This window comes from Kouleothrix sp. 19917 (assembly GCF_057073505.1).
This window is the reverse complement of sequence record NZ_CP097100.1, coordinates 665,547-678,217: the sequence shown is the minus strand read 5'-3', so window position 1 is coordinate 678,217 and position 12,671 is coordinate 665,547. Positions and strand designations below refer to the sequence as shown.

Annotated in this window: 12 protein-coding genes; 11 read left to right on the top strand and 1 reads right to left on the bottom strand. The window is 63.7% G+C overall.

Translation table 11 applies throughout. The features are described from left to right. Positions 1–227 precede the first annotated feature (227 nt). Positions 228–1,436 carry an MFS transporter gene (locus M1P90_RS38260; RefSeq protein WP_483705421.1) on the bottom strand — a complete coding sequence of 403 codons (1,209 nt, stop codon included), beginning with the start codon at positions 1,434–1,436 and terminating at the stop codon, positions 228–230. A gap of 430 nt (positions 1,437–1,866) precedes the next feature. On the opposite strand from M1P90_RS38260, the gene M1P90_RS38255 reads away from it, so the two are divergent. The 11 genes from M1P90_RS38255 (at position 1,867) to M1P90_RS38205 (ending at position 12,669) form a co-directional block, all read left to right on the top strand. Next, a complete protein-coding gene (locus M1P90_RS38255) occupies positions 1,867–2,307 on the top strand; it encodes a hypothetical protein (RefSeq protein WP_483705419.1) in 441 nt (146 codons plus the stop codon). Positions 2,308–2,324: 17 nt separating this feature from the next. Next, positions 2,325–2,573: a hypothetical protein gene (locus tag M1P90_RS38250; RefSeq protein ID WP_483705417.1), complete on the top strand. Its 249-nt coding sequence runs from the start codon at positions 2,325–2,327 to the stop codon at positions 2,571–2,573. A 270-nt stretch (positions 2,574–2,843) separates the two neighbouring features. Then, positions 2,844–3,584 (top strand): hypothetical protein, encoded by a 741-nt coding sequence (locus M1P90_RS38245; RefSeq protein ID WP_483705415.1) that lies wholly within the window; start codon positions 2,844–2,846, stop codon positions 3,582–3,584. A gap of 11 nt (positions 3,585–3,595) precedes the next feature. Then, entirely contained in the window at positions 3,596–4,264 is a 669-nt protein-coding gene (locus M1P90_RS38240) for an ABC transporter ATP-binding protein (protein WP_483705413.1), read from the top strand. Beyond that, positions 4,248–4,979, top strand: coding sequence for an ABC transporter ATP-binding protein (locus tag M1P90_RS38235; RefSeq protein ID WP_483705411.1), 732 nt, complete (start codon positions 4,248–4,250; stop codon positions 4,977–4,979). The genes M1P90_RS38240 and M1P90_RS38235 overlap by 17 nt, the downstream gene beginning before the upstream one ends. Next, a complete protein-coding gene (locus M1P90_RS38230; protein ID WP_483705409.1) occupies positions 4,976–7,633 on the top strand; it encodes an FtsX-like permease family protein in 2,658 nt (885 codons plus the stop codon). Before M1P90_RS38235 ends, M1P90_RS38230 begins: the two co-directional genes overlap by 4 nt. A 440-nt stretch (positions 7,634–8,073) precedes the next feature. Next, positions 8,074–9,435 carry a bifunctional DedA family/phosphatase PAP2 family protein gene (locus M1P90_RS38225; RefSeq protein ID WP_483705407.1) on the top strand — a complete coding sequence of 454 codons (1,362 nt, stop codon included), beginning with the start codon at positions 8,074–8,076 and terminating at the stop codon, positions 9,433–9,435. Between the two features lie 29 nt (positions 9,436–9,464). After that, positions 9,465–10,157 carry a response regulator transcription factor gene (locus M1P90_RS38220; protein ID WP_483705405.1) on the top strand — a complete coding sequence of 231 codons (693 nt, stop codon included), beginning with the start codon at positions 9,465–9,467 and terminating at the stop codon, positions 10,155–10,157. After that, positions 10,144–11,538: a sensor histidine kinase gene (locus M1P90_RS38215; RefSeq protein ID WP_483705403.1), complete on the top strand. Its 1,395-nt coding sequence runs from the start codon at positions 10,144–10,146 to the stop codon at positions 11,536–11,538. The genes M1P90_RS38220 and M1P90_RS38215 overlap by 14 nt, the downstream gene beginning before the upstream one ends. A gap of 129 nt (positions 11,539–11,667) precedes the next feature. Next, positions 11,668–12,462 (top strand): COG4280 domain-containing protein, encoded by a 795-nt coding sequence (locus M1P90_RS38210; RefSeq protein WP_483705401.1) that lies wholly within the window; start codon positions 11,668–11,670, stop codon positions 12,460–12,462. 9 nt (positions 12,463–12,471) lie between these two features. Beyond that, positions 12,472–12,669, top strand: a complete 198-nt coding sequence (locus M1P90_RS38205) for a hypothetical protein (protein WP_483705399.1) — start codon at positions 12,472–12,474, stop codon at positions 12,667–12,669. Positions 12,670–12,671: the final 2 nt, after the last annotated feature.

The window sequence follows — 12,671 nt, the reverse complement described above, 5'->3', positions numbered from 1 at the left end:
TGCTCACGTCTTCTTTCCAGCTGTCACGAAGCTGGCCGGCGGCGAGCGGTTATCGAACTGTTGTTGCGCATCCGACTGAATAAGCCAAGGGATTGGAACGTCGAGTGGGCAGGCATCTGTATAGTAGCATATGGCTGGGAGGCAATACATTCTATCACTCCTACTTGCCCAGGCAATCTGGAACAAGCGCTCTTCATTGACTACGGCTATGCAGAGCGACGCCAATCTTATGCTTGCGGTGATGGCTCAGAAGATCTGCTCACGATGACAAGAACCACGACGGCCATCAACTGGAGGCCCACCGAGACAGCTATGAGGGTCGGCAGCGACACATCGTAGAGCGACCCTAATACGGCGCTGCCAGCAAACCAGAACAGCCCATAGCCGGTGTTGAACAGCCCATAGGCCGTCCCACGTCGTTCTGGCGCCACCATGCCTGCTACGGCCGCGCGCAAGATCGATTCCTGGGCACCCATCCCAATTCCCCACAACACCATGCCAAGAAGAACCAGCGCTGCGCTACCGGAGAACGCCAGCGGTGCAAAGCCGGCTGACAACAACGCTGCAAGCGTGAGCGCCTGAAACCCCACCCGGTCGAAGAGCAGGCCGAACAGGAAGGCGGCCAGCGCGTCCACGGCCATTGCCAGGGCGTAGAGCGCGGGGATAGTGGCCGACGGCAGTACCGCGGTGCGCTGGAGATGGTACGCGATCAATGGAAAGTCGGCGAACCCCGCGGCGATCAGCCCGACTGCTGCAAGGTACAGCCAGAATCGGCCCGTGAACCCACGGGTTGCCAATGCTAACGTATGTCCAGCCAGACTCTCGGGCTGAGGCAAGCGCGCCCGCGCCATGAGAAGCACCACGATACGCAGGATGCCGGGAATAATCAGCACTGCATATGCCAACCGGTAATTGCCCTGCCAGGCGATCACTGCCGCCAACAGGAGCGGCGCGGCAACCGCCCCGATCTGGTCCAGCACCTCGTGCAGCCCAAAGCCCTTGCCGTGCCCGATGCTGCTGGTCGCGTAGGCTAGCAGGGTATCTTTGGCCGGGCTGCGTAGTGCCTTGCTGATCCGCTCGACGGTCAGGAAGACGACCGCGAGCTGCCAGTTGCCGGCCAGGGCCAGTGCGGGAACGGCCAGCGCGGTCAGGGCATAACCCGCGATCGTGAAGGCCCAATACCGGCGCGTGCGATCACTCAAGTAGCCGAAGAGCAGACGCAGCCCATAGCCGATCAGCTCGCCGAAGCCGGCGACGAGGCCGACGGCCGTGCCGCTCGCGCCGAGCAGGGCTAGGTATGGGCCTGCGATACTGCGCCCACCCTCGTAGACCATGTCGGCCAATAAGCTCACGACGCCCATCAGGACGACGAAGGTCAGCGCACGTCGTTGGATGTTCTGTGCGGTATCAATTACACCGGGCAGTGGTGATTCCATAGAGGCTCGCTGCTCCTCTCGATCTATATTGGGTAGGGATGAATTTAATCGTCTGTTGGGAATACCCTCTGATATGGGCGCGTTCACCTCGTCACGATCGCAACGAAGGGCGGCCAGACCACGCTCGAGCGCTATGGCAAGGACTATATACGCGAATTAGCCTCGCGTGGCGGAAAGGCCAAGCATCGCAAAGAGGACACGCAGCCGCGTAATGTCACCCACTGGGACGGCATCCCCGAGCGACACGTCCCCTACCGTCCACCCCGCAGCAGACGGCGCCGGCCACGCATCATCCGCTTCTTCCTGAGTGAGGAAGTCTAATCGCCTCACCAACGTCAGCCGGAAAACCTAGTCTCCGTACTATGGCAGCTGCGACCCACTGATCCGCTTTTGCACTACACGATGAAAGGAACACGCCAGGCACACCGATTTGATCACCAACGAGGACGGACAGCGTACGCAAGTCGGGCCGAACCCGCTCGACTATGTGCTGCGCTACGTCGCCAGCGACTACGATTGCTACCACCAGGGACGTTACATTGGCAGCCGCGCCACGCTCCCCAAAGCGGTCGAGGCTGTTGAGTACGAGCAGGTGAAAGCCGCACGCCATCCGCAGCCGGCACCGGCTGCGGACAGCTCGATCGCCACGTACCAGGACGAGCTGCAGGCCATCGCAGCGCGCTTGCATGGCCTCGCGAAGGGGCTGGCCAGCCATCACGCCGAGCATGCACCGATGCGCGCACAGCTCACGATGGCGCACATTCGCATTTCCGCGGCGCTCCGGAGCGTACAGGACGCCCAGCGGTCATTGCAGCTGGCTGGGCACACGGCGGAAGCGGATCTGATCACGTCGCTCGACGCGGCTGCCTGAGGCCAAGGAGTGCCATCATGAACAACCAACATCCAGATCCGATCCAGCAGCTGATCGGCCAGGTGCGCTCGATGTTCTACCTGGTGGATGAGCCAACCACGACGCTCACGATCCAGACCGACGGGCACACGGTCACCGCTCGCGCCTCCGGCCAGGTCGCTCTGGATCTCCGCGCGCTGCCGCGCGGTGCGACGATCTGCGCGACGCTGCACGATGCACCGCTGGAGTCCGCGGAGATCATCACCTTCATCCTCATCCCCTCGTGACGATGTGAACGACTCCAATGTGCAAGATGATACGGATCGCTCGTTATCCGTATCCGCTGCTATGAAGACCAGTTCAACGTTTGCGCCAGTCACGTGTGGTAGCTGGATTCATGGAGCAATGGATTGCTGTATCCCATGCTACGCGATACCAGCAGCGTTGCGTGTGTTGCGCCAATTTCATGCCGGCTTCATGTTGGGCTGCCATACTCACGACCAAGGATTCATAGCGCCTCTCCACGCGGAGGCATCTCACGAACGAGGAGCATCACCATGCATACCATGCGTGCTTGGGTCGGAATCGTCGGTATTACAGCCGTTCTGTTGACCGGTTGTGGCGCAGCACCACCAGCCGCCAGTCGCCCTGCTGCCACCAGCATATCAAGCTCGACAGGAGCGCCGTCCGTCGGTTCTGCAACGCAATCGCCGACGATGGCTGCGTCCGTGGCGACCAGTGTGGCACTGTCGGCGCCGACAACCGCTATCTCTGCACAAGCAACGACAGCCAGCAGTGCCACGGCAGAGCAACCCGTCGCCCCCGAACAAAATCCAGTCGGCGATATCCCGGATACGCAAGCCTTTGTGGCCTATGCCGCGACAGTGGGTGGGTACACACTGGAGGTGCCAGAAGGCTGGGCGCGCAGCACCGACGCAGCGAATGTGCGGTTCGAAAGCAAACTCGATGGTCTCGCGGTGACGATCGTGGATGCGCCGAACGCCCCGACCGTACAGAGCGCGCAGGATCACGAGGTTGCCGCCTTAATTGCCGCTGGCCGCGCGATGACGGTCACCAGCATCGACGCAGTCAGCCTGCCCGGCGGGAATACGATCCTGGTGAAAAGTACAGCCAACTCCAATCCGGATCCTGTCACGAACAAGCAGGTGCGGCTCGAGCAGAATATCTATCTGTTCTATAAAGCCGGCAAGCTGGCGACTCTGACACTCTGGGCGCCACAGGGAGCCGACAACGTCGACCAGTGGGATCGCATCGCCAAAAGCTTCCGCTGGACATGAAAGGATGACCTATGCCTCTTCTTGAAGCCCATGATCTGTATCGGTTCTATCACGTCGGCGACACCGAGACGCTGGCGCTGCGCGGAGTGAGCCTCAAAGTCGAGGCTGGCGAAATGGTCGCGGTGATGGGGCCATCCGGTAGCGGCAAATCGACCTTGCTGACGTGCCTCAGCGGTCTGGACGATCCGGATGGCGGCGCGGTGGAACTGCTTGGCCGGCGCTTGAGCCGGCGGCCAGAACGCGAGCGCGCGGCAATGCGCGCGGCCACAATCGGAATATTGCTCCAGAGCGGCAACCTGTTCGCGCATCTGTCGGTCGAGCAGCAGATTCGGCTCCAGCTCCGCCTGGCCGGCCGATCTGCGCAGCCGCGCCCGATGGAGGTGCTGGACCAGGTTGGCCTCGCACATCGGCGGCATGCCCGCCCAGCACAGCTCTCCGGGGGCGAGGCGGCGAGGGCCGGGTTGGCGGTCGCGCTCGCCGCCTCGCCGCCATTGCTCCTGGCCGACGAGCCGACCGCCGAAGTGGACGCCGAAACAGAAGCGCAGATTCTGGGCCTGTTCGCCGCGCACCGTGCGAGTGGCGGGGCGGCCTTGATTGTGACACATAGTGAAGCGCTGGCCGCACACATGGATCGCGTGGTTCGGCTGCGCGATGGGAGGATTCATGCATCCAGCACATAGCACTACCAATACCTTGCAGCAGCGCGGCAATCCCGCGCAGTCGCAGACCACCGAGCAAGCACTGGTTGTCGCGCACGCGCTCGGGCGGGTCTACCGGCGCGCTAGCGCCGAGATTGTGGCGCTGCGCGAGGCGACATGCACCATTCTGCTGGGCGATCGCATCGCGCTCGTCGGGCGCTCGGGCAGCGGCAAATCAACTTTGCTGCATCTGCTCGGTGGGCTTGACGCTCCGACCGCTGGCACGATCACATGGCCTCGTCTCGGTACTCGCGACTCGCTCCGCCCGTCGCAGGTCGCGTTCGTCTTTCAGACGCCAAGCCTGCTGCCGGCACTCACGGCCGTTGAAAACGTCGAGCTGCCGCTGCTGCTGGGGAATGCCGACCTGTCGCTCGTCCGCGCAGCCGCGCTGGACGCGCTCGCACGACTCGATCTGTCCGCGCTGGCCGATAAGTTGCCCGAGGAGCTGTCAGGCGGCCAGGCACAGCGAGTCGCAATGGCGCGCGCGCTCGTGGTCCGGCCACGGCTCGTGCTGGCCGACGAGCCCACCGGGCAGCTCGATCGCCCGACTGCCCAGCACTTGTTCGACGTATTGCTGGCCGCCCTGGCGGATACGGATGCCGCGCTGGTCGTGGCCACCCACGACGCGACCGTCGCGGAACGCCTGGAACAGGTCTGGCGCATCGATCACGGCATCCTCCAAGGAGGCGCGCAATGATGATCGTCCTCTGGCTCAGCGGCATCGTATCGCGGCGCTCCGGCCGGTTGCTCGGCGTTGCGCTCGGAAGCGCGATGACGGTCGCGCTGCTCGCCGCGCTCGGCACTTTTATCACGAGTAGCGCCGGCACCATGACACAGCGCGCGATCACCGGCGTGCCCGTCGACTGGCAAATCCTGCTTGCGCCCGGCGCTGACCCGGCCGGCGTGACCCAAGCATTGCAGGCAGCGACCCGGACCACCATAATCGAGCCGGTGGGCTATGCCGAGGTGGTGGGCTTGAGCGCGAGCACCGGCGGCACAGTGCAGACCACCGGCGCTGGTAAGGTACTGGGGATCGGCCCAACATATCGCCAGCAGTTTCCCGCCGAGCTGCGCTCCCTGATCGGCGCGCTCGACGGCGCGCTGGTCGCGCAGCAAACCGCCGCGAATCTGCATGTGAGCGTCGGCGATCACGTCACGATTCAGCGCGCTGGCGTGCCGTCCGCCGATGTCGTCGTCGCGGGGGTCGTCGATTTGCCGCAGGCCGACTCGCTGTTCCAGGCCGTGGGGGTGCCGCCAGGCACCGCGCCGCAAGCTCCGCCCGACAATGTCCTGCTGTTGCCTACCGATCAGTGGCACACGCTGTTCGATCCGCAGGCGGCTGTTCGGCCGGATTCGGTTCGGATGCAGCTGCATGTGCAGCTTGCCCACGATCTTCCATCCGACCCGGGCATGGCGTTTGTGGCCGTGCAGCAGCGCGCGCGCAACTTCGAGGCCCGCATTGCCGGCAGTGGTGTGGTCGGCGATAACCTCGCCGCGCGCCTGGATGGTGCGCGCGCCGACGCGCTCTACGCCACGATCTTATTCCTGTTTCTGGGATTGCCGGGCGCGCTCGTGGCGATGCTGCTGACACTGGCGGTGGCGGCTACGGGGGAGACCCGGCGGCGCCACGAGCAGGCGCTCCTGCGCACCCGCGGAGCGGCGGCCAATCAGATTCTGCGCCTGGAGGCAATCGAGGCGCTGGTCGCAGGCACGCTTGGCAGCGTGCTTGGGCTGCTCCTCGCGTCTGGCGCAACCGCCGTCCTTGTACCAGTGATGCAGGTAGTGACATCTGCGACCATGATCTGGCTTGCCATTGCGGTGGCGGTTGGTGTCGTCCTCGCGCTTGCGGCAGTGCTCTTCCCGGCATGGCGCACGCTGCGCCACAGCACCGTTGTGGGCGCGCGAGCAATCGTCGGGCGTCCTCGCCCACCACTGTGGCAGCGGTTGCATCTCGACGGCATCCTGCTGGCGATAGCCGCATTCATGTTCTGGCGCACCGCGAACACCGGCTATCAGCTGGTGCTCGCGCCCGAGGGGGTGCCGCAGACGGCAGTCGCGTATGAGGCCTTCCTGGCGCCATTGGGACTCTGGCTCGGCGCCGCGCTGCTCTCGCTGCGGCTCTGGAGCGGCGGCCTGGCGCGCGGACGGCGCATCCTGGCGGGGATGTTGCAGCCGATCGCGCGGCGGCTGGCCGATACCGTCGCCGGCTCGCTCGGGCGGCAGCGCGCCCTGCACACGCGCGGCGTCGTGCTGGTTGCCCTGGCCTGTGCCTTTGCGACCTCGACCGCGATCTTCAATACCACCTATAATGCCCAGGCGCGCGTGGATGCCGAGCTGACCAACGGCGCGGATGTTCAGGTGCGCGGCTCGACCGCTGCCCCAGCGGGCGCGAAGCTCCGCGAGCTTGCAGCGCTTCCGAGCGTCGCTGCGGCCGAACCGCTGCAGCATCGGTTCGCCTACGTCGGCGCCGACCTGCAAGATTTGTACGGCATCGACCCCGCGCGGATTGGTCAAGCGACGAGCATGGCCAATGCCTACTTCGCGAACGGTGACGCGCAGGCAACGCTTGCGGCCCTCGCTGTGCGGCCCGATGGGGTGCTGGTCTCGGAGGAAACGGTCAAGGACTTTCAGTTGAACCCCGGCGACCAGCTCAACCTCAGGCTCCAGCGCGCGGGTGACAACCAGTATCATGTCATACCATTTCATTTCGTGGGCATTGTTCGCGAATTTCCCACCGCACCGAAGGACTCGTTCCTGGTCGCGAATGCGAGCTATATTGCGCAACAGACCGGCGCCAGCGCGGCAGAGATCGTGCTGCTGCGCACGAACGGCGACGCCGCCACGGTCGCGCAGGCGGCGCAGGCGATCGTGGCGCCGCTGGCCGGCGTGCATGTCACCGATATCGGTGCCACACAGCGTACGATCAGCTCAAGCCTCACGGCCGTCGATCTACGGGGCCTCACCGCGCTCGAACTGTTCTTCGCCGTGCTGCTGCTGATTGGCGCGACCGGCCTGGTGCTTGGCCTGAGTTTGGTCGAGCGCCGGCGAACATTCGCAATCCTGGCGGCGCTCGGCGCACGGGCCAATCAGCTCGGGGCATTTATCTGGAGCGAAGGGCTCCTGCTACTGGTCGGTGGCTGTGTGATTGGTATCGCCACCGGGGTTGGCGTCGCGCAGATGCTGGTGGTCTTGCTGACGCATGTGTTCGACCCACCGCCAGAAACACTGGCTGTGCCCTGGAGCTATCTTGCGCTGCTTCTGAGTGCGGCGATCATCGCAACTGGTGCTGCGATGGCGAGCGCGCAGCGCCTATCCAAAGGGCTCGTGGTCGAGAGCCTGCGCGAGCTGTAGGTGGGATGTGCGGGCAGGTCGAGCCGAGGCGCGCCTCGGCTCGACCTGCTTCGTTGTTCACGCCGAGCAATCCAGCGCGCGATCGTCCGGGCGTGTGCCATTGAGATACGACCGCGCATGAATTGTGTGCTGCTTTGGCTGAGATCGGCGATAGACTGGAGCAGCTGCATGGCCGCAAAAGCGTGAAGGCATATGCGTTCGCCTAACCATCCAATCTATCACGACACCAGGCAACAGGATTTCATGCTCGCTTCATCTTGTATGGCTATACTCGTATCATGCAATCTTGCCTGGAGCGAGCCGATGGACGCCGTTGCGATGCAAATTGCCGTCGAAGCGGCCCGGCGCAGGATGCCTCCGCCGCTTTGTATGATACAGAATGCTCGATTCTTGTTAGGCGCGGCGCGGCATATCATGCAGGCGCTTTGTGAGAACGAACCATGGTACAAGCACTTCTGACGCAGTACGGCCTGGTCGCGTTAGGGCTGTTGATCTTCCTGGAAAGCGCCGGGCTGCCACTCCCTGGCGAGACGATGCTGCTCCTGGCCGCCGCGGCCGCGGCCCAAGGCATTCTCCCGATTGCCGCGGTCATTGCGGTTGCGGCGAGCGCGGCGATTGTCGGCGATAACCTGGGATACTGGATCGGCCATCGCTTCGGTCTGGCCCTGATCGCGCGCTATGGGCGCTGGCTGCGGATCACACCCGCCCACGTCGCGCATGGGCAGCAGTTCTTTCAGCAGCACGGCCCGAAAACGGTCTTCCTCGGGCGGTTCGTCGCGCTGCTGCGGGTGCTTACCGCCATCCTCGCCGGGGCGAGCCAGATGCCCTACACGCAGTTTCTGGTCTATAATGCGCTGGGGGGCATTCTCTGGGCGGCAGCCGTGGGTGGGCTTGGGTTCGTCTTTGGGAGCCAGCTGCCACTCCTCGAAACCTGGTTGCGACAGATCGGCTGGGGGCTTGCTGGTGTCGCGGTCGCCGGCCTGCTCGGTGTGATCGTCTGGAGATGGCTGGTTCGGCACCAAATGGTTGTTCGCGCCTGGCTGGATCGCGTAACGCAGCGGATGGCACGCTCATGGCTCGCGCGTACGATGGACAGGTGGCGCGGGCGGCTCAGCTTGTGGTCATATCTTGGCGTACATACGAGTATCGGGCTCGTGATCAGCATCGCATCGCTGCTCGGGTTTGCCCAGATTGCCGATAGTGCCCTGGGCCAGGAAAGTCTGGCAACGATCGATCTCCGTCTGGCCCTCGATCTGCACCAGATCGCGACGCCGCTGACGACGCAGCTCATGCGTTTTGTCACCGCGCTCGGCGGCCCGGTCGTTGTGGTGATCGCGCTTGCCGGTGTGGTTGCACTGATCGCATGGCGGCGCTGGGCCGATCTGATAGTGTGGATCGGTGCGATTGGCGGCGGTTCAATCCTTACCATCGTGCTGAAAGCGCTGATCCAGCGCCCGCGGCCAGCGTTCGCGAATCCGATCGACGTCGAGGCGAGCTGGAGCTTCCCCAGCGGCCATGCGCTGATGGCGATGGTTACCTACGGACTATTAGCCTATTTGCTGATCGTTCGGCTGCGCCAGTGGCGCTGGCAGGTCGCGTTGGCGCTTGCCTCGCTGTTTCTGATTGCGCTGATTGGATTTAGTCGTCTGTATCTCGGCGTCCACTATCTGAGCGATGTCCTGGCGGGCTATGCGGCGGGAATGTGCTGGCTTGCAACCTGCCTGAGCGCGTGGGCGTATCGCGCAACGCCGCCAACCGGGCGCGTGAGCGACTTGGCGCTCAAGACGGTACGTCAGGAATAGCTTCGCAGCGCGCACGGACTGGAATATCGATGCATATCTTACTTGTAGAAGACGAACGGACGATCGCCGCATATATCAAGCGCGGTCTCGAAGAGCAAGGATACGCGGTCGATCTCGCGGGAACCGGGCGTGAGGCGCTGGAGTGGAGCGATAGCGCTGCGTTCGATCTGATCATCCTCGACATTATGCTCCCGGAGCTCGACGGCGTCACGGTCTGCCGCGAGCTGCGCGCGCGGGGACTGCATATGCCGATCTTGATGCTGACCGCGCGCGATGCGGTCGACGATCGGGTGGCCGGCCTCGATGCCGGCGCCGACGATTACCTGGTCAAGCCATTCGCGCTCAAGGAGTTGCTGGCGCGCCTGCGTGCGCTCACCCGCCGTGCCGACGATGCGTCGCGCACGGCGGTGTTGGAATGCGCCGATCTCATGCTGGATACGCGAACGCGCCGGGTGTCGCGCGCCGGCAGGGTGATTGACCTGACGAGTAAGGAATTTGCGGTGCTCGAATGTCTCATGCGCGCCCCTGGCCATGTTCTGACGCGCACATTGATCGCTGATCAGGTGTGGAACTATGAGGTCTATAATCAATCGAATGTTGTCGATGTCTATATCCGTAATCTGCGGCGCAAGATCGATGATCCTTGTCCTGTGAAGCTGATCCACACAGTGCGCGGCGCAGGCTATCGGTTGGCGGCGGAAGGTGACGATGACACGCTTTAGCACCTTGCGCGTGCGCTTTGCGTTTTGGGTCGCTATTCTCCTGCTGGGTGCGCTGATCGTATTCGGCGTCTTTGTCTATGTCAGTCTGTCACGTAGCCTGCACGCCAGCGTGGACGACTCGCTCCAACTCAGCGCCGCACAGGCGATCGCGGCGGTGAATGTCGAAAACGGCGAGTTGTCCATTTCCGACAGCATTCCCGAGACCTCGGCGATCGCCGGGTTGCGCGAGCGTGGGCTGACCATCCGAGTGCTGAGCCCGGCCGGGCAGGCGCTGCAGGCGGTTGGCCCGTACCGCAATCAGGCGATTGCCCCAACCACCGCCAACGGCGGTCTACTGAGCCGGTCCTCATTCGCAACGACGAGCGACGCTTCGAGTGGCGATACGGTACGCTGGTATAGCGCGCCGATTAATGAAAACAATCAGATCATCGGCGTTGTTCAGATTGCTCAATCGCTGGAGGGTGTGCAGGATACACTGCAGCGCTTACTGACCGCACTGCTGGTGAGTATCCCGCTGCTGGTGGGCGGCGCGGCAGGCGGCGGGTATCTGCTCGCCGCCCGCGCGCTCGCACCGATTGATCAGATCACGCGCACCGCGCGCCGGATCTCAGCCGAAGATCTGCACGCGCGTCTCGATTTGCCCGCAACCAATGACGAAGTTGGGCGGCTGGCAGCCACCTTCGACACGATGCTGGCCCGGCTGGATGCTGCCTTCCAACGTGAACGCCAGTTCACCGCCGATGCCTCGCACGAGCTGCGCACCCCGCTCGCGGCGATGCAGGCGATTCTTGGGGTTATACGCGAGCAACGACGCACTCCGGAAGACTACGAGCAGGCGCTTGACGATCTGGCCGATGAGACCAACCGCTTGCGGGGGATGGCCGACGACCTGTTACGCCTGGCGCGTGGTGAAGGACAGTCGCTCGGGGAGCGCAGGCCGATCGACCTCAGCCTGCTGCTCCATGATGTCGCCGACTCACTCGCGCCGCTCGCGGAAGCAGGAGGCATAGTCCTCGCCTGCCAGGTCATGCCGGGGCTCATTGTTCAGGGCGACGGCGATGGGCTAATCCGGCTGTTTGTCAATCTGATTGATAACGCCGTGAAGTATACCCAGCGCGGTGGCATCACAATAACCGCCACATGTGCTGATGATGTGGCACAGGTGATGATCGTCGATACCGGCATCGGGATCGCCGCCGAGCACCTGCCGCGGCTGTTCGATCGATTCTACCGCGCTGAGACCTCGCGTACAACCCGCGGTGCCGGCCTTGGGCTAGCGATTGCCCAGGAGATCGCCCACGCGCACGGCGGCACGATCGCAGTGCGCAGTACGCTGGGTGTTGGGACGACCGTAACCGTTACGCTGCCTCGTAGCTTCTGAAAGACTGGGCTCGTCGAAGCACGTCGCGCCGCCTGGGTCTGGGGTGACGACGTGGAACACCCCTTCACGTTCCCTTCATCTTCATGTGGCATACTGCCTGGCCAATGAACACGTAGAGAGGCATTCGCTATGCAATGGGTCACGGCCTTCTCGGCATTTGCCGCCTCGCTGGTGGAGTTCGTCGAGGCCTTCACCATCGTGCTGGTCGTCGGCGTCACCATCAACTGGCGCAGCGCGTTTGTCGGCACTGCTCTGGCGCTGCTGATTCTTGCGGCGCTGGTCGGTATCTTCGGCGTTGCGCTGGCGCAGTTGATTCCGCTGGATGTGCTTCGGCTGGTGGTTGGCACGATTCTGGTGCTGTTTGGACTCAAGTGGCTGAAGAAGGCGATCCTGCGGTATGCTGGCTTGAAGGCGCTGCACGATGAAGAGGCGATCTACGAGCACGAACTGGCCGAACTGCGCGCCCGCGGCGTCGCGCCATCACGGCGGATCAACCCATTTGGCGTGACGCTGGCGCTCAAAAGCGTATTGCTGGAAGGGCTGGAGGTCATCTTCATCGTGATCACGTTTGGCGTCTCGTCGGCGCGCACCGACGCGCAGCGCCTGGCCGGACTCAACGCCGCGGCGCTTGGCGCGCTGGCGGCGCTGATGTTAGTGGTAGTGGTTGGGGCAGTGGTTCACGCCCCGTTGCGGCAGGTGCCCGAGAACACGCTCAAGTTCATCGTCGGCATCATGCTGACCGTCTTCGGCACGTTCTGGGCTGGCGAGGGACTTGGTGTCGCGTGGTGGGGCAGTGATGGCGCACTGATCTGGCTTGGCGCGCTGTACTTGCTGCTTAGCTGGGGATTGATCGCCTGGCTGCGGGGCATATCACGCCAGCCGCACTCGCACGCGGTTGCGCCTCCGGAATCGCACGTTTCCTAGGAGATACTGATGAATCTGGTAGTACGCAGTGTCCTCGCCGTGTATACCTTCCTCGTCGGCGATATTCGCATTCTGGTTGGTACGCTCAGCGCGCTCATCGCGGCTGGATTGGTCGCGCGCCTGTCGCCAGTTGCGGCCGGCGGGCTGCTGGTCGTGCTGCTGGCGCTCACGCTGGCCGTCGCATTACGGCGTGAACTCTCAATGTAAAT